15 protein-coding genes and 1 other RNA gene are annotated in these 20327 nt (G+C 63.0%); 12 read left to right on the top strand and 4 right to left on the bottom strand.

The genetic code is table 11. The features are described from left to right. Positions 1-78: 78 nt before the first annotated feature. The 3 genes from HV770_RS05465 to HV770_RS05475 are packed head-to-tail and all read left to right on the top strand — an operon-like array spanning position 79 to position 4845. Positions 79-1272 carry an HlyD family secretion protein gene (locus HV770_RS05465; protein ID WP_175158439.1) on the top strand — a complete coding sequence of 398 codons (1194 nt, stop codon included), beginning with the start codon at positions 79-81 and terminating at the stop codon, positions 1270-1272. A gap of 2 nt (positions 1273-1274) precedes the next feature. Continuing rightward, positions 1275-3377: a peptidase domain-containing ABC transporter gene (locus HV770_RS05470; protein WP_175158440.1), complete on the top strand. Its 2103-nt coding sequence runs from the start codon at positions 1275-1277 to the stop codon at positions 3375-3377. Beyond that, a complete protein-coding gene (locus HV770_RS05475; protein WP_175158441.1) occupies positions 3370-4845 on the top strand; it encodes a TolC family protein in 1476 nt (491 codons plus the stop codon). The genes HV770_RS05470 and HV770_RS05475 overlap by 8 nt, the downstream gene beginning before the upstream one ends. Before the next feature lie 122 nt (positions 4846-4967). Here the strand turns inward: HV770_RS05475 and ssrA are convergent. From ssrA to ompA, 4 genes are all read right to left on the bottom strand, one after another. Further along, positions 4968-5337, bottom strand: a transfer-messenger RNA (tmRNA) gene (ssrA, locus tag HV770_RS05480). A gap of 96 nt (positions 5338-5433) precedes the next feature. After that, positions 5434-6147, bottom strand: coding sequence for a phosphoglycolate phosphatase (gph, locus tag HV770_RS05485; RefSeq protein ID WP_175158442.1), 714 nt, complete (start codon positions 6145-6147; stop codon positions 5434-5436). Positions 6148-6178: 31 nt separating this feature from the next. Then, a complete protein-coding gene (ubiG, locus tag HV770_RS05490; protein ID WP_175158443.1) occupies positions 6179-6877 on the bottom strand; it encodes a bifunctional 2-polyprenyl-6-hydroxyphenol methylase/3-demethylubiquinol 3-O-methyltransferase UbiG in 699 nt (232 codons plus the stop codon). 238 nt (positions 6878-7115) lie between these two features. Further along, entirely contained in the window at positions 7116-7763 is a 648-nt protein-coding gene (ompA, locus tag HV770_RS05495; RefSeq protein WP_175158444.1) for an outer membrane protein OmpA, read from the bottom strand. A 478-nt stretch (positions 7764-8241) separates the two neighbouring features. Between ompA and gyrA the strand changes: the two genes are divergently transcribed. The 9 genes from gyrA (at position 8242) to rpsA (ending at position 20321) form a co-directional block, all read left to right on the top strand. Beyond that, positions 8242-10878 carry a DNA gyrase subunit A gene (gene gyrA, locus HV770_RS05500; RefSeq protein WP_175158445.1) on the top strand — a complete coding sequence of 879 codons (2637 nt, stop codon included), beginning with the start codon at positions 8242-8244 and terminating at the stop codon, positions 10876-10878. Between the two features lie 128 nt (positions 10879-11006). Further along, complete coding sequence (locus HV770_RS05505; RefSeq protein ID WP_121315390.1) at positions 11007-11609, top strand: DUF2059 domain-containing protein; 603 nt, start codon at positions 11007-11009, stop codon at positions 11607-11609. A 324-nt stretch (positions 11610-11933) separates the two neighbouring features. Beyond that, positions 11934-13016 (top strand): 3-phosphoserine/phosphohydroxythreonine transaminase, encoded by a 1083-nt coding sequence (gene serC / locus HV770_RS05510; RefSeq protein WP_175158446.1) that lies wholly within the window; start codon positions 11934-11936, stop codon positions 13014-13016. A 63-nt stretch (positions 13017-13079) separates the two neighbouring features. Then, positions 13080-14162, top strand: coding sequence for a prephenate dehydratase (gene pheA, locus HV770_RS05515; RefSeq protein ID WP_121315388.1), 1083 nt, complete (start codon positions 13080-13082; stop codon positions 14160-14162). 95 nt (positions 14163-14257) lie between these two features. Continuing rightward, positions 14258-15370: a histidinol-phosphate transaminase gene (gene hisC, locus HV770_RS05520; protein WP_175158447.1), complete on the top strand. Its 1113-nt coding sequence runs from the start codon at positions 14258-14260 to the stop codon at positions 15368-15370. A gap of 65 nt (positions 15371-15435) precedes the next feature. Further along, positions 15436-16377, top strand: coding sequence for a prephenate dehydrogenase (locus HV770_RS05525; RefSeq protein WP_175158448.1), 942 nt, complete (start codon positions 15436-15438; stop codon positions 16375-16377). Between the two features lie 19 nt (positions 16378-16396). Continuing rightward, a complete protein-coding gene (aroA, locus tag HV770_RS05530; RefSeq protein WP_175158449.1) occupies positions 16397-17701 on the top strand; it encodes a 3-phosphoshikimate 1-carboxyvinyltransferase in 1305 nt (434 codons plus the stop codon). Positions 17702-17735: 34 nt separating this feature from the next. Further along, positions 17736-18422, top strand: a complete 687-nt coding sequence (gene cmk / locus HV770_RS05535; protein WP_175158450.1) for a (d)CMP kinase — start codon at positions 17736-17738, stop codon at positions 18420-18422. A 165-nt stretch (positions 18423-18587) separates the two neighbouring features. Further along, positions 18588-20321 carry a 30S ribosomal protein S1 gene (gene rpsA / locus HV770_RS05540; protein ID WP_175158451.1) on the top strand — a complete coding sequence of 578 codons (1734 nt, stop codon included), beginning with the start codon at positions 18588-18590 and terminating at the stop codon, positions 20319-20321. The last annotated feature ends 6 nt before the right edge of the window (positions 20322-20327 follow it).

Raw genomic sequence — 20327 nt, forward strand, 5'->3', positions numbered from 1 at the left:
TGGCACGACGTTCGCCCAGACGGGCCGCTGCGGCGGAACTCATAACAACACTGGCCGGCACCGGGCAGCAATCACGCTATGGAACCCATCAATCTCCCCCAGTTCAGGGACGTCTCATGGCGCTGGATCGCGTATGCGACCTCCGCACTCGTGAGCGTCGCCATCGTGTTCGCGTTCGTCTACGACGTCGAACTGAAGCAGGACGTGCGTGCGGAAATCGTATCGCCGTCCGAAATCAAGATTCAGGGGCTGAGCGGCCTCGTGTCGGACATCTATGTGAATCGTTCGACGCGCGTCGCGCAGGGCGCGCCGCTGTTTCGCCTGGACCGCGATCTCTCGCTCGCGAGCAATGGCCTGCAACGCAAAGCGTTCGACGAGCATGACCGCGACGAACAGCTCCGCACGAGCGACGCGCAATATCTTCAGCGCAGGGCCGATCTTGCCGCGCAACTGAATGCCGCGCGGCTCACCGCGCAAAGCCGCCGGGCGGAAATCTCCGCGCTCGACGAACAACTGGCGCAGAACCGCGCGCTCGCCGACGAAGCCGGCCGCAAGCTGACGCGGCTCGTGTCGGTGGCCGACTACATCACCGCCGACCGGATCGAGCAGGCGAGTGCCGACATCCATCAGGCGAAAGTCGCGCTCGCGCAAAGCGCGGCGCGCCGTCAGCAACTCGACGCGGATCTGGGCGCGGCGATCGGTACCCAAACGGGCCTGGGCGCGCAACTCAATGAACTGGACGCGCGCCACGCACGCGAGTTGCAGGACATTCGCATGCGCTTCGAACAGACCCGCCGGGACGCGACGATCTCCGCGCCGAAAGCCGGCGTGGTGACGTACTCGGGCCTCGTGCCGGGGCGCACTCTCGCACCCGACGACGTCGCGCTCGTGATCTCGACCGGCGAGAAGGGCGCGTTGCGCGCCGCGCTGCGCATTCCGTCGCGACGGCGCGGTTTCGTGCGCGAAGGGCAGATCGTGCGCCTCAAGTTCGATGCGTTTCCATACGCGAAATTCGGCAGCTACCCCGCGCGGATCGATTCGATCTCCCGCACCACCGTGCGCTCGGCGATGTCGCCCGCAGCCGCATCCGAGCCGGGCAGTCCCGACGGAGACTACATGGCGTGGGCCACGCTAAGCGGCGACACGTTCCACTTCGAGCGGCAACGCTTCGACATTCTGCCGGGCATGGCGGCGACGGCGAGCATCGTGATCGAGCGCCGCACCATCGCCGAATGGGTGCTCGCGCCGCTGTTCCGTGTGCTGCGAGGCTGACGATGCGCGCGATCTATCAGAACGAAGTCGCCGAATGCGGTTACGCCTGTCTGGCCATGGTGCTGTCGCACTTCGGCCGCGCGACCGAAGTGCGCGAGCTGCAGGCGTTCAGGCCGATCTCCGCCAACGGTTTGACGATGATGGACCTGTACGACGTCGCGCTCGAATACGGGCTTGCGGTGCAGGCGTACCGCTTCGGCAGCGGCGATCTGGCGAGCGTGAAGCGCGGTTCGATCATGCATTTCGGCGGCGCCCATTTCGTCGTGTTCGAAAAGTACGGGCGCGGCTACGTGCAGGTGATCGATCCGGCCACCGGTCGGCGCCGTATTTCGATGGACACGTTCGTCGCCAATGTGTCAGGCTTCCTGCTCGAATGTGCGCCGACGCCGGCCATGCCGCGCGTGCGCAACAAGTCGCGGGTGCCGGCGGCGCTCGCGCGGGTGCGTGCGCTGAATCCGCAACTCGGCGCGCAGATCGTCAAGGTGATCTTCATTGCGCTCGGCAGCCAGTTCGCGATTCTCGCGATGCCGTACCTCGGCAATCTCGTGCTCGACGACGTCGTCGCCGCCGACAACCTGAATCTGCTCAACGTGCTGGTGCTGACGTTCTCCGGCATTTTCATCGCCGGCGCGCTGAGCCAGTACATCCAGACCTACCTCGTCGAACTGTTGCACGGCCTCGTGCAGATGAACATGATCGAGGGCTTGCTCGCGAAGCTGTTGAGCAATCCGATTCCGTACTTCGAGAAGCGCCATGTCGGCGATCTATTCGCGCGCGTGAAAGCGCAGGACGAGATCAGCATCTACGCCACACGCACGGCGATTTCGCTTGGCATCGATCTCGTGGTCGGTTTGCTCGCGCTGCTCCTGATGCTGGTGCAGAGTCCGCAGCTGACCGCGATTGCGCTGCTGATTTTCGTGCTCTACGTGGCGGTCTCGTTTGCGCTGTTCACGCGCATGCGCGATACGCACGCACTCGTGCTCGAAGAATCGGCGCGCTGCGACGACATGCTGATCGAGACGATACGCGGCGCGTCGTTGATCAAGCTGTCGCAGGGCGAGACGCGGCGTACGGCGATTTTCATGGCGAAGTATCGCGCCTATTTTGCGGCGCTCGTGCAGAACAGCCGTCTCGGCAGCGCGCGCGATGCGATCCTGAAGCTCGTCAACTACGCCGACATGATCGCGATCACGTGGTTCGCCGCGCGCCTGATGCTCGGCGGCGCGATTTCGGTGGGCGTGTTCTATTCGTTTCTGATCTACAAGTCGCTGCTGTCGGAGCGCTTTGCGAACTCGATCAACGCGGCCTTTGCGTACTTCATGCTGAGCGTCCCGGTCGCGCGGGTCGGCGATATCGTGGACGGTGACGCGGAGCGCTACACGCCGCCGGGCGAGGCGCACAAGAGCGTCGAAGTGCGTGCTTTCGAGCGCATCGACGTGCGCAACGTGACGTTCCGCTACGGCGCGTCGGATCAGCCCGTGCTGAAGAACGCGAACATCGTGATACGCAAGGGCGACAAGATTGTGATCACCGGCGCGTCGGGCAGCGGCAAGTCCACGCTGTTCAAGCTGCTCGCGGCGGCCGAACCGCTTCAGGAGGGCGAGATCATGCTGAACGGCATCGCCTGGCCGAATCTCGCCGTCGACGAAATCCGCCGTCACGCCGTGCATATGCGGCAGGGCGATCTGATCCTGCACGGCTCGATTGCGGACAACGTGACACTGTTCGCGGGCAACGTGGACGAAGCGCGCGTTCACGCGCTGCTCGACGACGTCGGGCTGCTGCGCGACGTGATGCGCTTGCCGATGCGCACGCGCACGGTGATCAGCGACACGATCGCCAATATTTCCGCCGGGCAGCGGCAGCGCCTGCTGCTCGCGCGTGCGCTGTACCAGCAGCGCGAACTGCTGCTGCTCGACGAGCCGACGTCGAATCTCGATCCCGCGTCGGTGCGGCAGATCGTGGCGTTGCTGCAGCGTATCGAACGCACGGTCGTCGTGATTACGCACGACATGTCGCTCGCGGCGGCGTTCGACACGCGCTACCGGCTGGTCGAAGGCGAGCTGGTGTGCGAGGCGCGCGCCGAGGTGTTGGCCGATGAATAAGCGCACCGTATCGCGCCTGCTGATCGTGCTTGCCTCCGCCGCGCAGACGAGTACCGCGGCGGCAGCCGACCTGCTCAGCGTCGCCGCTCTGGCCGCCGACCATGACGCGGACCTGGCCGCCTCGCGCGCGGGTTCCCGGGCCGCGCGCGAGGCGCTGCCCAAAGCCCGCGCGGCGTTGTTGCCGCAACTGTCGGGCGGCTGGGGACGCGCCTACAACCGCACGGCGATCGAGGGTTTCCCACGCGACAGCTACTGGCAGAACGGCTGGACTGTCGAGCTGTCGCAACCGGTCTTCGACTGGGGCCGCTGGACGGCCTTCCGGCAGGCCGACCTGATCGGCGCGCGCGGGGTGGTCGATGCGGCGCGCGCGCAGCAGGCGGCCATTCTGCAGGCGGTACGCGCGTACTTCGACGAACTCGCCGCCGAAGACGAACTGGCCCGCGCCGACGACTACACGGCCGCGCTCGAACAACACATGGTTCAGCTGCATCGGCGGCAGGCGGCGGGCGAGGCGACTGTGATCGACTTGCAGGAGGCCGAGGCGGCGCGCGAGCAGGCGCAGGTGCAGCAACTGGATGCTCGCAGCGATTTGCAACTGCGGCGGCTCTCGCTCGAACAGATCACAGGGCAGCCGTTTGCGGGGTTGTCGCGGCTGCCGGATACCGTGTCGATGCCGTGCCTGAGTCCCGACAACGAGGCCAGCTGGATCGCGCAGGCTGAAGCACACGACTATCTGGTGCAGTTGAAGCAGATCGACCGGCGCATCGCGCAATTCGACGTCGAGAAGGCGCGGGCGAGAAATCTGCCGGTCGTGAACCTGACGGCGAGCCATACGCCGGCAGGCGCCGCCTCCGGCTACTCCCGTCCGACGACGACCACCACCGCAATGCTGTCGGTGACGATTCCGATTTTCGAGGGCGGCGGGACGGACGCGATCATCGACGAGACGCTGGCGCTTCAGGACAAGGCGCAGGACGAACTGGTCGGCGCAACCCGGCTGGCTGGCGCGACGGCGCGGGAAAACTGGTCACGCTTTCACGACGGCGTCACGCGGGTCGATGCGCTGACGCGTCTCGCGCAGACTTCGCACGCCGCATTACTTGCGACGCAGGTGGGCTACAAGGTGGGCAGCAGGACGAGCACCGACGTGTTGCGCGCGGCGGATTCGTTTTACGCGAATCGCCGGGATCTGATTCGGGCGCGCTACATGGCGCTTGTTGGGTTGCTGCAACTGAAGGCCGCGACGGCGGCGCTGGACCTGGACGAGGTAGCGCGGGTGAATGGTTTGCTGGTTGGCGCGGACGGGGGCAGGGCGATCGAGACGGATCGCGCCGTCGTGGAAAAAACGGATCGACGCGTTGCGCCTGAAAGCATGCCGCCGACCAGGTCGATCGACGGGCCGCCAGTGATGACGCCATTCGAAGCCTTGCGCGTCGCGCAGCGCAAACCGCTTGCGGCGGCTCCTTGACCGGAGCGGCTGGGGCTAGGCCGAAATGCTGGCGAATGCCGGCTGCATTGGGCAAACAAAAAAACCCCGGGAGCCTGCGGCTAACGGGGTTTTTCATACAACGCTATTGCTTGCGCGGTGTTTGGTGGAGGCGGCGGGAATCGAACCCGCGTCCAGAAGCACTCTACGACCAGTTCTACATGTTTAGTTCTGTCATTTGATTTAACCCCAGTGACGCGGACGAACACGCTGCACTAAAGCGATTCACTAGATTTTCGACCCGGGCGTCGTGACGCCGCCAAGGCTTAACTGACGTATATGACCTCTGTCGGTATTGCTACCGGTCTTGCGACACTAGCCCGTCAGTGAACTAGGCAGAGGACGGCGGCCCTTAGGCTGCCAGTGCGAACGTATCGTCGTTTGCAGTTACGTTTTTCCCATTGATTAACGAGGTGACGGGTCCTCGACATGCCCTAGCCGCTTCGCAACCCCTGTCGAAACCAGGTCGCCCCCGCGGTTCGTTGCTCAAGATTTCTGAGCCAGAAGCAGATTTTACAGTAGTTTGACGGCCGCGTCCTGACTCATTGGCATAGCGGCCACCGTGGTGCTTCAGCCAATATCGCGCAGCAGCTTCTGCAATTCGCCCGGCGATTGGACGACATGCTGTGCATGCCACTGCGTCGGTGGAATGTCGTTGCCGCAGTAGCCGTACGCGGCTGCCACGGTCTTCATGCCCGCCGCGAAACCGGCCTGCACGTCGCGCAGGTCGTCGCCCACATAGACGATGCGCTCCGGCGCCACGTCCAGTTCCTGCGCGGCGTGCAGCAAAGGCGCCGGGTGCGGCTTCGAATGCGCAGTCGTGTCGCCGCTCACCACGCAGCCCGCGCGCTCTTCGAGCCCAAGCTGCGCGACCAGCGGCTCGGTCAGCCGCGCCACCTTGTTCGTGACGATGCCCCAGCGCACGCCACGCGCATCGAGATCGTCGAGCAGTTCGGGGATGCCGGGAAAGAGCGTCGTCTCGATGCACAAGTCCGCTTCGTAGTTGGCGAGAAACTCTTCGCGCATCGACGCAAACTCGTGATTGTCCGGGCCGATGCCGAACGCGCCGCCGATCAGCCCGCGCGCCCCCGCTGATGCCAGCGGACGCAGGTCTTCGAGCGGCACCATCTCGAGGCCGCGGTCGTGGCGCATCTTGTTGACGGCGGCCGCGAGATCGGGCGCCGTGTCGGCCATCGTGCCATCGAGATCGAACAGCACAGCCTGGCAAAGACCGAGCGCGTTGTCGTTGTCTTCTCGTTGGGGCAGGGCAGTAGGGTCGCTCATTATCGGATTGGGTTGGGCATGTCGGGGCGGATCAGGCGTCGCGGCGGCAGGCGAGCAGGTAGTTCACGCTCGTGTCGGCGGACAGCGTGAAATGCTTGCTGAGCGGGTTGTAGACGATGCCTTTGATGTCGGCCGCGCGCAGGCCGGCGGCGCGCACGAAGCTCGCCAATTCCGACGGACGGATGAAACGCGCGTAGTCGTGCGTGCCCTTGGGCAGCATCCGCGCGATGTATTCGGCACCGATCACCGCGAACAGATACGACTTCACGTTGCGGTTCAACGTGGAAAAGAACACCCAGCCGCCGGGCTTCACCAGCGTCTTGCAGGCCTCGACGATCGCACCGGGCACGGGCACGTGTTCGAGCATTTCCATGCAGGTGACCACGTCGTACGTTCCCGGTTCGCGGGCGGCGAGCGCTTCCGCGGCGATTTCTTCGTAATTAACGGTTACGCCGCTTTCAAGGCTGTGAAGATCGGCGACGCCGAGCGCTTGGGTCGACAGGTCGATGCCCTTCACGTGCGCGCCGAGACCGGCCATCGATTCGGAGAGAATCCCGCCGCCGCAGCCGATATCCAGCACTTTCTTACCCGCGAGATGCGCGTGGGCGTCGATCCAGTTCAGGCGAATGGGGTTGAGTTCGTGCAGCGGCTTGAATTCGGCATTCGGGTCCCACCACCGGTGCGCGAGGTCGCTGAATTTCTGTAGTTCGTGGGGATCGGCGTTGGTCATGGCGAAAGCTGCCTCGATGAGAGCGGTGAGCGGGCGCTCGAGGATAAACCCTGAGTATATAGGTCGAGGGACAGGGCGGCAAAAGGACGGCTCGTGGCATCGCCTCGACAGGTGCCCGTGCGGCTTGGTGGGCGACGCTCGCGGCTGCCACAGGGCGACGCGACCTGCATTGCGCGACCGGCTATGCATAAAAAAAGCCCCGCCGAAGCGGGGCTTTGATACTGCGGCAACCTGAAGCTTACTGCTTCGGCGTGCCCACAACTTCGACTTCCACGCGACGATCCGGTGCGAGGCAGGCGATGAGTTGCTTGCGGTTCTTCTGGTTGCAACCGGTCGTGACCGGGTTGCGACGGCCCTTGCCTTCCGTATAGATACGGTTGGCTTCGATGCCCTTGCTCACCAGGAATGCCTTCACAGCTTGAGCGCGGCGCATCGACAGACGGTCGTTGTACTTGTCCGTACCGATACGGTCCGTGTGACCCGTTGCGACGACGACTTCCAGGTTGATGCCTTGGATCTTCGATGCGAGTTCGCTCAGCTTTTCCTTGCCGGCCGGCTTCAGAATTGCCTTGTCGAAGTCGAACAGCGCGTCAGCTTGATACGTAATCTTTTCGCTAGAGATAGCCGGTGCGGGTGCGACCGGTGCTGGCGGGGTCGGAGCCTGGGCAACCAGGGCGCCGTCGCACTTGGCGTTGGCCGTTGCCGGCGTCCAGAATGCATCGCGCCAGCAAAGCTCGTTCGTGCCGTTCATCCACACGTATTCGCCGGTACCATTCACCCAGTTGTCGTTCGTAGCTTGTCGCGACGCCGGCACCGACTGCGCCACGGCGGATGCAGCCATAACTGCGGTAGCTGCAATGAACGCGAGCTTTGAAAGTTTATTCATATTTCTCCTCTCGAAATTGAGATTACCGCAGGTTTACTGCGAGCCTGTTGACGAAGACAAGTCATACATTGCTCGAAGTATAACATTGGTGCGGAACAAAAAACTTGGTGTGTAGACTTCGAGCAGTGTCTAACTCTTTGTGCGTTGGCATTTTGCCATATCGTTCCCTTCCGACGATAAAAAAATCCGCGCCCGATCAAATCCCCCTTTAATTGTGGTGCATGCGCAACAGAAGCAATCGCCTGGAGGGGCCGCCAGTCATGGCTGAGCGGCGGATTGCCCCACGCACGAATCGCGCCTGGGCGGCAAGAAAACGGAGTCCCCGCGAGCGCCTCGCGGAACTCCTGCTAGTAGGTATACGTACCCTCGGCGGAGGCGGATTCACGGCATGTTAGAATCGCGTGATGCGTTGCGCCTGCAATGCTTACGCGAAGGCGCGGGGTTGATCCGTTGCCTTGGCATGTAAAAGATACGGATAATGGATCAATTCGCCAAAGAGACTCTGCCAATCTCCCTAGAGGAGGAAATGCGCCGTTCGTATCTCGATTACGCGATGAGCGTGATCGTAGGGCGTGCGCTTCCCGATGTTCGCGATGGCCTGAAGCCGGTGCACCGGCGCGTGCTGTACGCGATGCACGAACTGAACAACGACTGGAACCGCGCGTACAAGAAGTCGGCGCGTATCGTCGGCGACGTCATCGGTAAATACCACCCGCACGGCGACACGGCTGTATACGACACCATCGTCCGGATGGCGCAGAATTTCTCGCTGCGCTACATGCTAGTGGACGGCCAAGGCAACTTCGGTTCCGTCGACGGCGACAACGCCGCGGCGATGCGCTACACCGAAATCCGCATGGCGAAGATCGGCCACGAACTGCTGGCCGACATCGACAAGGAAACGGTCGACTTCACGCCGAACTACGACGGCAGCGAAAACGAGCCGGCCATCCTGCCCGCGCGCATTCCAAATCTGCTGATCAATGGCTCCTCCGGCATCGCGGTCGGCATGGCGACCAACATTCCGCCGCACAACCTCAACGAGGTCGTCGACGCCTGCCAGCATCTGCTGAAGAATCCGCAAGCCACGATCGACGAACTGATCGAGATCATTCCTGCGCCCGACTTCCCGACCGCCGGCATCATTTACGGCGTGGCCGGCGTGCGCGACGGCTATCGCACGGGCCGCGGCCGCGTGGTGATGCGCGCGCTCACGCACTTCGAGGAAATCGATCGCGGCCAGCGCATGGCGATCATCGTTGACGAACTGCCGTACCAGGTCAACAAGCGCTCGCTGCTCGAGCGCATCGCCGAGCTGGTCAATGAGAAGAAGCTCGAAGGCATTTCCGACATCCGCGACGAGTCCGATAAGAGCGGCATGCGCGTCGTGATCGAGTTGAAGCGCGGCGAAGTGCCGGAAGTGGTGCTCAACAATCTGTATAAGGCCACGCAGCTTCAGGACACCTTCGGCATGAACATGGTCGCGCTGGTCGACGGCCAGCCGAAGCTGCTCAACCTGAAGGAAATGCTGTCGTGCTTCCTGTCGCATCGCCGGGAAGTGCTAACGCGGCGAACTGTATACGAACTGCGCAAGGCCCGCGAACGCGGTCACGTGCTCGAAGGCCTCGCGGTCGCGCTCGCCAACATCGACGAGTTCATCGCGATCATCAAGGCCGCGCCGACTCCGCCGATCGCCAAGCAGGAATTGATGGCGCGTCCGTGGGATTCGTCGCTGGTGCGCGAGATGTTGTCGCGCGCCGAGACGGAAAACGCGTCGGCCGGCGGTCGTGAAGCCTACCGTCCGGACGGGTTGAACCCGTCGTTCGGTATGCAATCCGATGGCCTCTACCGGTTGTCCGACACCCAGGCTCAGGAAATTCTGCAGATGCGTCTGCAGCGCCTGACCGGTCTGGAGCAGGACAAGATCATCGGCGAGTACCGCGAAGTGATGGCGCAGATCGCCGACTTGCTGGACATTCTGGCTCGTCCGGAACGCATTACGGCGATCATCGTCGACGAACTCGCGTCTATCAAAGCCGAATTCGGCGACGCGCGCCGCTCGAAGATCGAGCTGAACGCCACCGAGCTGAACACCGAAGATCTGATCACGCCGCAGGAAATGGTCGTGACCATGTCGCATGCGGGCTACGTGAAATCACAGCCGCTGTCCGAGTACAGCGCGCAGAAGCGGGGCGGTCGCGGCAAACAGGCCACGGCGATGAAAGAAGACGACTGGATCGACACGCTGTTCATCGCGAACACGCACGATCACATTCTGTGCTTCTCGAATCGCGGACGCGTCTACAGCGTGAAAGTCTACGAAGTTCCGCAGGGTTCGCGGAATTCGCGAGGCCGTCCGATCATCAATATCTTCCCGCTTCAGGAAGGCGAAAAGATTACGGTTGTTTTGCCGGTCAAGGAATTTTCGGCTGACAAGTTCGTCTTTATGGGCACCGCGTTAGGAACCGTCAAGAAGACGCCGCTGGAAGCCTTTGGCCGCGTGTTGCGCAAGGGTATTATTGCCGTCGGTCTGGATGATGGCGATTACCTGATCGGCGCAGCGATTACGGACGGTCAGCACGACGTGATGCTGTTCTCGGATTCGGGCAAGGCGGTTCGCTTCGATGAGAACGATGTGCGTCCGATGGGTCGGGAGGCGCGCGGCGTGCGCGGCATGCAGCTCGAAGACGGACAGAACGTGATCGCGTTGCTGGTCGCCGGCGACGAGCAGCAGTCGGTGCTCACCGCTACCGAAAACGGCTTCGGCAAGCGTACGCCGATCATCGAGTACACGCGGCACGGGCGCGGCACGAAGGGCATGATCGCGATCCAGACGTCGGAGCGCAACGGCAAGGTCGTCGCCGCCACGCTGGTGGATCAGGAAGCGCAGATCATGCTGATCACCAATACGGGTGTGCTGATTCGCACGCGCGTGTCGGAGATCCGCGAAATGGGACGTGCAACCCAAGGTGTTACACTCATCAGCCTCGACGAAGGGACCAAACTTTCCGGTCTGCAACAGGTTGCTGAGGCCGTAACGGAGGGTGACGTGGAAGGCGACGCCGAAGGTCCTGCCGAAGGTGGCAACGGCAGTGAAGACGGTGGCGCAGCCTGATTCGCGTCGGCCGATTTCAGTCTCGGTTAATGGTTGAAAGCTAAGCTGCGCCGGGAATGATGGCGTGTCGGATCGATACGTATCCCGCGCAGCGCGCAGTTCAAGTTAATTTCTCTCAGGGAGTAATGATGCAAAAACGATTCAAACAACTGATGTTGCTGGCTGCCCTCGTGCCGACCTTCGCTATGGCTCAAGCACTGCAAAGCCAGGCCCCGGCGGCCCCGGCTGCTGCCGCAGCACCGGTTGACCCGGCCAAGCAGGCTGCCATCAAGGACCTGCTGGACGCAATCGACGCGCAGAAGCTGGTCGGCGCGATCGGCAACAGCGCGCAGATGCAAGCCAAGCAACTGGTTCCGGCTATCCTGTCGGACGCGCTGAGCGAAAACAAGACGATGTCGGACAAGCAGAAGCAGGCTGCTGTGCCGTCGCTGCAAAAGAACGCCGTGCCGAAGCTGGTTGACGGCGCGGGTCAAGTGTTCGCAACCGACAGCTTCCGTCAGGACGCAATGCAAGCTCAGTACGACGCCTACGCGAAGTACTACAGCACGTCGGAAATCAAGGACCTGACCGCGTTCTACAAGAGCGCGACCGGCCGCAAGTTCATCCAGGTGCAAGACCAGGTTGGCCGCGACGTCGTGAACGGTCTGATGCAAAAGTACATGCCGCAATCGATCAAGGCGACGCGTGACCAGGCTGACAAGGAAGTCGCTTCGGTCAAGCCGGCTAAGTAATTCCAGGTCGAAAGGCTGCGCTGAAGTCGCGCGAGCCGCCGCCTGGTGAGCGCGCCTCGTAGCTTGTACGGCGCGCCGGGTTTGGCGGGTTGGCGTTGACAATGCGATAATGGCCGTTTGCGCACACGCGCAGACGGCCATTATCTTTTTTTGGCGCAGAATCGCGGCGGATTCGTTGTGACATTCGCTTTAGCCAGTTCTCGCCAAGCGAACCCGAGCCGTCGAATTCGCTTGGCCCGCTTCACTGTGGCTGCCTACCGGTTGCCACCTTCGCCGATTTTCGCGCGATCTTTCTTTTTTCGCGCCCGCTTCCAGGACTTCACGATGCGCGTCTTTAATTTCTCAGCCGGCCCGGCGGCCATGCCCGAAGAAGTGCTGCGCCAGGCTGCCGACGAGATGCTCGATTGGCAAGGCAGTGGCATGAGCGTGATGGAAATGAGCCATCGCGGGAAAGAATTCATGTCGATCCACGAGGAAGCGCTCACCGACCTGCGCGAGTTGCTCGCGGTGCCGGCGAGCCATCGCATCCTGTTCCTGCAGGGCGGTGGTCTGGGCGAGAACGCCATCGTGCCGATGAACCTGATGGGCGCGAAGCCGCGCGCGGATTTCGTTATCACCGGTTCCTGGTCGCAGAAGTCCTCCAAGGAAGCGCAGAAGTACGGCACCGTGCATCTGGCCGCTTCCGGGCAGACGGCGGACGGCTTTACACGCGCACCGGCGCGCTCGGAGTGGCAGTTGTCGGACGATCCGGCATACGTGCATCTGTGCACGAACGAAACCATCCACGGTGTCGAAACTTTTGAGATTCCCGATCTCGGCGATATTCCGCTCGTTGCGGACGCGTCGTCGCACATCCTGTCGCGTCCGATGGACATCGCCAAATACGGCGTGCTGTTTGGCGGCGCGCAGAAGAACATCGGCATGGCCGGCGTGACGGTGGTGATCGTGCGCGAGGACATGCTGGATCGTGCGCAGGCAATCTGCCCATCGGCCTTCGAATGGAAGACCGTCGCCGAGAACAATTCGATGTACAACACGCCGCCCACCTACGCGATCTACGTCGCCGGGCTGGTGTTCAAGTGGTTGAAGAAGCAGGGCGGCCTTGCCGCGATGGAAGCGCGCAATCTCGAGAAGTCGAAGCTGCTGTACGACGCAATCGACTCGAGCGGCTTCTATTTGAACAAGGTCGAGCGAGGCTCGCGCTCGCGGATGAACGTACCGTTCTTCCTCGCCGACGAGTCGCGCAACGAAGATTTCCTGGCCGGCGCGAAAGCGCGGGGAATGGTGCAGCTAAAGGGCCACAAGTCCGTCGGCGGCATGCGGGCGTCGATTTATAACGCCGTCCCGCTCGAAGGCGTCAAAGCGCTTGTCGAATACATGAAGGAATTCGAACAGCGCAACGCCTGAGTCATTGACTAGCAGGCGCGCGCATCCTTTCCAGCAGTTACCCGGCAGGACCGTTTTCACCCAATGGACGACGAACTCAATACCCGACTCAAACCCCTGCGCGATCGCATCGACGCGCTCGACGCGCAGTTGATCGCACTGCTCAACCAGCGCGCCGCGGTGGCGCTCGAAGTGGGCGAGGTCAAGAAGCATTTCAACGCGCCGGTGTTCCGTCCCGAACGCGAGCAGCAGGTGATCGCGCGTTTGCAGGACATGAGCGAAGGGCCGCTCGCGAGCGAGCATATCAGCGCGATCTGGCGCGAGATCATGGCGGCCAGCCGCGCCCTCGAAAAGACCATCAAGGCGGCGTACCTCGGGCCGGTCGGCACCTACAGCGAACAGGCGATGCACGAGTACTTCGGTCAGTCGATCGAAGGCCTGCCGTGCCCCTCGATCGACGAAGTGTTCCGCTCGGTCGAAGCGGGCGCGGCGGAATTCGGCGTCGTGCCGGTCGAGAATTCGACCGAAGGCGCGGTGTCGCGCACGCTCGATCTGCTGCTGCAAACGCAGCTCACGATCGGTGGCGAACTGGCCTTGCCGATCCACCACAATCTGTTGACGCTGAACGGCGGCCTCACGGGCGTGAAGCGCGTCTGCGCGCATGCGCAGGCGCTCGCCCAGTGCCAGCGCTGGTTATCGACGAACGCGCCGCATCTGGAACGCCAGGCGGTGTCGAGCAATGCGGAAGCCGCGCGGATGGCGGCGGAAGATCCGAGCGTCGCGGCCATCGCCGGCGATCGTGCCGCGACCCACTACGGTTTGCTGGTCGTGAACGCGCTGATTCAGGACGACCCGCACAACCGCACGCGCTTCGTGATGATCGGCAAGCAGCCGGCCGGGCCGAGCGGTTACGACCAGACTTCGCTGATCGTGTCGGTGGTCAACGAGCCGGGCGCGATGGTCAAGCTGCTGGAGCCGCTCGCGCGCCATAGCGTGTCGATGACCCGTTTCGAATCGCGTCCGGCTCGCGTCGGCACGTGGGAGTACTACTTCTACATCGACGTCGAAGGCCATCGCGACGATCCGGCGGTTGCCGCCGCGCTGACCGAACTCGGCGAAAAAGCCGCGTTTCTGAAGATACTCGGTTCGTATCCGCGCGCCCGCTGACGGCGAGCTGCCAACGGAACGTACGCAATGAGACTCGGGCGGCATCGGGCCGCCCAGCCGCATATTCAATTACACATAGTCGTTCGGAGATATTCATGACAGCGTCTTTCGGCCCCTCCTACGTGCGCGCGATCGCGCCTTACATCGCCGGCAAGCCGATTTCGGAAGTGGCCCGCGAGTTCGGTCTGGACGAAGCGACCATCGTGAAGCTGGCATCGAACGAGAATCCGCTCGGCATGCCCGAGTCGGCGCAACGCGCGATGGTGCAAGCCGCGAGCGAACTCGGCCGCTATCCGGACGCGAACGGTTTCGAACTGAAGGCGGCGCTGAGCGAGCGCTACGACGTGCCGGCCGACTGGATCACGCTCGGCAACGGCAGCAACGACATCCTCGAAATCGCCGCGCACGCGTTCGTCGAGAAGGAGCAGTCGATCGTCTTCGCGCAGTATTCGTTTGCGGTCTACGCGCTCGCGACGCAAGGCGTGGGGGCGCGCGCGATCGTCGTGCCGGCCGTCAAGTACGGTCACGACCTTGACGCGATGCTTGCCGCGATCACCGACGATACGCGCCTCGTTTTCGTCGCCAATCCGAACAATCCGACCGGCACCTTCATCGAAGGTCCGAAGCTGGAAGCGTTTCTCGACAAAGTGCCGCGCCATGTGGCCGTGGTGCTCGACGAGGCGTACACCGAGTATTTGCCGCAGGACAAGCGTTACGACTCGATCGCATGGGTGCGCCGTTATCCGAATCTGCTGGTCTCGCGCACGTTCTCGAAGGCGTTCGGCCTTGCCGGCCTGCGCGTCGGCTTCGCGATTGCCCAGCCTGAATTGACCGATTTGCTAAACCGTCTGCGTCAGCCGTTCAATGTGAATACGCTGGCGCAGGCCGCGGCCATCGCCGCATTGAACGACAAGGCGTTTCTCGAGAAGAGCGCGGAGCTGAACGCGCGAGGCTATCGCCGTTTGACGGAGGCGTTCGACAAGCTCGGTCTCGAGTACGTGCCGTCGGACGGCAACTTCGTGCTGGTGCGCGTCGGCAACGACGACGCGGCCGGCAACCGCGTCAACCTCGAATTGCTGAAGCAGGGCGTGATCGTGCGTCCGGTCGGCAACTATGGTTTGCCGCAATGGCTGCGCATTACGATCGGGCTGCCGGAAGAAAACGAAGCATTCCTTGCGGCGCTCCAAAAGACGCTCGCCGCCGCCTAAGCGGTACTTCTCGACCCGCGCGCCTGATCGGCAAACCTGATCAGCATGACTGGCGCGCTTTTCCTGTGACCGACGTGGCCGCGTTTTCTTTTAACAAGCTGGTGATTTTCGGTGTCGGGTTGATCGGCGGATCGCTCGCGCGCGCTCTGCGTGAACGCGGCGAGACCGAGGGAGCACGCAAGGTGATCGGCGTCGGGCGTTCGTCCGCGTCGAGCGAGCGCGCTTTGGCCTTGAGCGTAATCGACAGCGCCGCGGCGTTGAGCGACGACGCCGCACTGCGTGAGGCGCTATCCGGTGCCGACTTCGTGCTGCTGGCGGCGCCCGTCGCGCAGACTCAACCGTTGCTCGAACGCATCGCGCCGCATCTCGACGCGAGCACCATCGTCACCGATGCTGGCAGCACGAAGTCGGACGTAGTCGGCGCCGCTGGTGCGGCGCTCGGCGCGCGGATCGGCCAGTTCGTGCCGGGGCATCCGATTGCCGGCCGCGAGTCGAGCGGCGTCGATGCCGCCTTGCCCGATCTGTATGTCAATCGCAACGTCGTGCTGTGCCCGCTGCCGGAGAACGCGCCGCAGGCAGTCGAGCGGGTCGCGGCGATGTGGCGCGCCACCGGCGCGCTCGTGCGCGAAATGACGCCCGCGCAGCACGACCGCGTGTTCGCGGCGGTCAGCCATTTGCCGCACGTGCTGTCGTTCGCGCTGGTCGAGCAGATTCTCAATTCACCTGACGCCGCGTTGAAATTCTCGTTCGCGGCGGGGGGCTTCCGCGACTTCACGCGGATCGCCGCGTCGAGCCCGGAAATGTGGCGCGACGTGTGCGTCGCCAATCGCGTCGCGCTGCTCGACGAACTCGACGCGTACACCGCGGTACTCGGGCGGCTGCGCGCAGCGATCGACGCCGCCGACGGCGCCGCGCTCGAAGCCGTATTCGCGCGCTCGCGGGTCGCCCGCACCGAATGGCAGGAGCAGCGCGCGGTGGGCACGGCCCAAAGCGACGCGTCGAAATAACCGGAAACTGGACTCAATCATGGAATTCCTCGATCTCGGACCATTTTCTCGTGCGTCCGGCACGGTTCGTCTGCCCGGCTCGAAGAGCATTTCGAACCGGGTGTTGCTGCTCGCGGCGCTCGCCGAAGGCGAAACGACGATCACGAACCTGCTCGACTCCGACGACACTCGCGTGATGCTCGACGCGCTCGAAAAGCTCGGCGTGCGTCTGAAGCGCGACGGCGACGCCTGCGTCGTGACCGGCACGCGCGGCGCCTTCACCGCGCGTCAGGCCGACCTGTTCCTCGGCAATGCAGGCACGGCGGTGCGTCCATTGACCGCGGCGCTGGCCGTGAATGGCGGCGATTACCGGATTCACGGCGTGCCGCGCATGCACGAGCGGCCGATCGGCGATCTGGTCGACGGCTTGCGCCAGATCGGCGCGAGGATCGACTACGAAGAGAACGAAGGGTATCCGCCGCTGAGGATTCGCCCGGCGCGGATCACCGCCGACGCGCCGATCCGCGTGCGCGGCGACGTGTCGAGCCAGTTTCTGACCTCGCTGCTGATGACGCTGCCGCTGTTGCGCACCGAAAGCGGCGCGACCACCGTGCAGGTGGACGGCGAACTGATCTCGAAGCCGTATATCGAGATCACGATCAAGCTGATGGCGCGCTTCGGCATCGAGGTCGAGCGTCACGGCTGGCACCAGTTCGTCGTGCCGTCGGGCCAGCGCTATCAGTCGCCGGGTACGATCATGGTCGAGGGCGATGCATCGTCCGCTTCATACTTTCTCGCGGCCGGGGCGCTCGGCGGCGGGCCGCTGAAAGTGGAAGGCGTGGGCCGCGCGAGCATCCAGGGCGATGTCGGCTTTGCCGATGCGCTCATCAGGATGGGCGCGAACCTGCAGATGGGCGACGACTGGATCGAAGTGCGCGGTGTCGGCAACGACCACGGCAAGCTCGATCCGATCGACATGGACTTCAACCTGATCCCCGACGCGGCCATGACGATTGCCGTGGCCGCGCTGTTCGCGGACGGCACGACCACGCTGCGCAACATTGCCAGCTGGCGCGTCAAGGAAACCGACCGGATCGCCGCGATGGCGACCGAGTTGCGCAAGGTCGGCGCGAAGGTGCAGGAGGGCGAGGATTTTCTCGTCGTCACGCCGCCTGAAAAGCTGATTCCGAACGCTTCCATCGACACCTACGACGACCACCGGATGGCCATGTGCTTCTCACTGGTGAGCCTCGGCGGCGTGCCGATCCGCATTAACGATCCGAAGTGCGTCGGCAAGACGTTTCCCGATTATTTCGAGCGCTTCACCGCGCTCGCTCAACCCTGATTCGACCCGAATCGACTGACGTGCGACTTTTTCGATGAAACCGATCCGTCCCTTTCACCAGACGCCCGTCATTACGATCGACGGCCCGAGTGCCTCCGGCAAAGGCACGGTGGCCGCGCTGGTTGCCGCGAGCCTAGGCTTTCACCTGCTGGATAGCGGCGCGTTGTACCGGCTCGCCGCGCTGGCCAGCCTGCGCTACGGCATCGCGCCTGACGATGCCGACGCCCTTGTCAGACTGATCGACGACCTGCATATCACTTTCCGCGAGGGGCTGGCGCAGCTCGACGGCGTCGACGTGTCGGCCGAAATTCGCGCCGAGGACGTCGGCAGCCGCGCCTCGGCGATCGCCGTGCACGCGCCCGTGCGAGCCGCGTTGGTGGCGCGTCAACGGGCCTTTCGCAAGGAGCCGGGGCTGGTTGCCGACGGCCGCGACATGGGCACTGTGATCTTCCAGGACGCCGTGCTGAAGGTGTTCATGACCGCCAGTGTCGAGGCCCGTGCGGCGCGCCGGCATAAGCAATTGATCCAAAAAGGGTTTTCTGCTAATATGGATGACTTGCTTCGGGATTTGCGTGAGCGCGACGAGCGTGACAGTCAGCGCGCCGCCGCGCCACTCAAGCCTGCAGCGGATGCAAAGCTGCTTGATACCTCCGCGTTGTCGGTCGACCAGGCGGTCGAACAGGTGGTGCAATGGTATGAAGCTCTAGTCCCGCATGGCTGATCCACGAGCAGTGTTTTGAGTCAGCGCGTGGGCGCCGTAGAAGTCCGTTGTCAGTAGGTGCTTCGCGATTGTCGCGAAGCGTTGTATTAACCCTTTAACCCCGCGTGGCATTCGCTTTCTTGCCGAAGTTGCTGACCGTCCGGCCAGCCGGGCACCGCGAGAACCATGCAAATTTTGATTTTTATGTCCGACCTGCAAACCTCTACCCCGAATACCGAATCTTTTGCGGCTCTGTTCGAAGAGTCGCTGACCAAGCAAGACATGCGCGCCGGCGAAGTGATCTCCGCCGAAGTCGTGCGTGTTGACCACAACTTCGTGGTCGTCAACGCTGGTCTCAAGTCCGAAGCCTACATCCCGCTCGAAGAGTTCCTGAACGACGCGGGCGAGGTAGAAGTGCAGGCGGGCGACTTCGTTTCCGTCGCGATCGACGCGCTGGAAAACGGCTATGGCGACACGATCCTGTCGCGCGACAAGGCGAAGCGTCTGGCTTCGTGGCTGTCGCTGGAAAAAGCGCTCGACAACAACGAACTCGTGACCGGCACGATCACGGGCAAGGTCAAGGGCGGCATGACCGTGATGGTCAACGGCATCCGCGCGTTCCTGCCGGGTTCGCTGGTCGACACGCGTCCGGTCAAGGATACGACCCCGTACGAAGGCAAGACGCTGGAGTTTCGCGTCATCAAGCTCGACCGCAAGCGTAACAACGTCGTGCTGTCGCGTCGTGCCGTGATCGAAGCAACCCAGGGCGAAGAGCGCGCAAAGCTGCTCGAAACGCTGAAGGAAGGCGCGATCGTGGAAGGCGTGGTCAAGAACATCACCGACTACGGCGCGTTCGTGGACCTCGGCGGTATCGACGGTCTGCTGCACATCACCGACATCGCATGGCGTCGTGTGCGTCACCCGAGCGAAGTGCTGTCGGTTGGCCAGGAAGTCACCGCGAAGATCCTCAAGTTCGATCAAGAGAAGAACCGCGTTTCGCTGGGCATCAAGCAACTGGGCGACGATCCGTGGGAAGGCATCTCGCGCCGTTACCCGTCGGGCACGCGCCTGTTCGGTAAGGTCACCAACATCACCGACTACGGCGCATTCGTCGAAGTGGAATCGGGCATCGAAGGCCTCGTCCACGTGTCGGAAATGGACTGGACCAACAAGAACGTTGCACCGTCGAAGGTTGTGCAGTTGGGCGACGAAGTCGAAGTCATGGTTCTCGAAATCGACGAAGACCGCCGCCGTATCAGCCTCGGCATGAAGCAGTGCAAGCCGAACCCGTGGGACGACTTCAGCCGCAACTTCAAGAAGGGCGACAAGCTGCAAGGCGCCATCAAGTCGATCACCGACTTCGGCGTCTTCATCGGTCTGCCGGGCGGCATCGACGGTCTGGTTCACCTGTCGGACCTGTCGTGGAGCGAAACGGGCGAAGAAGCAGTTCGCAAGTACAAGAAGGGCGACGAAGTGGAAGCGATCGTTCTCGGCATCGACGTCGAGAAGGAACGTATTTCGCTGGGCATCAAGCAGCTCGAAGGCGACCCGTTCAGCAACTTCGTTGCAATGAACGACAAGGGTTCGACCGTCGACGGCGTGGTCAAGACGGTGGACGCGAAGGGTGCAGTGGTTCAGCTGTCGGCTGAAGTCGAAGGCTACCTGCGCGCTTCGGAAATCGCACAAGACCGCGTGGAAGATGCTCGCAACGTGCTGAAGGAAGGCGACAAGGTCAACGCGATGATCATCAACATTGATCGCAAGTCGCGCGGCATCAACCTGTCGATCAAGGCTAAGGATTCGGCTGAGCAACAGGAAGCCATCCGTGGTTTGGCTTCGTCGGATTCGAGCGCGGCAGCTACCGGCACGACGAACCTCGGCGCGCTGCTGAAGGCCAAGCTTGACGGCCAGAACCAGTAAGCCTGA

Source organism: Paraburkholderia fynbosensis (genome assembly GCF_902859935.1).
Taxonomy (GTDB): Bacteria; Pseudomonadota; Gammaproteobacteria; order Burkholderiales; family Burkholderiaceae; genus Paraburkholderia; species Paraburkholderia fynbosensis.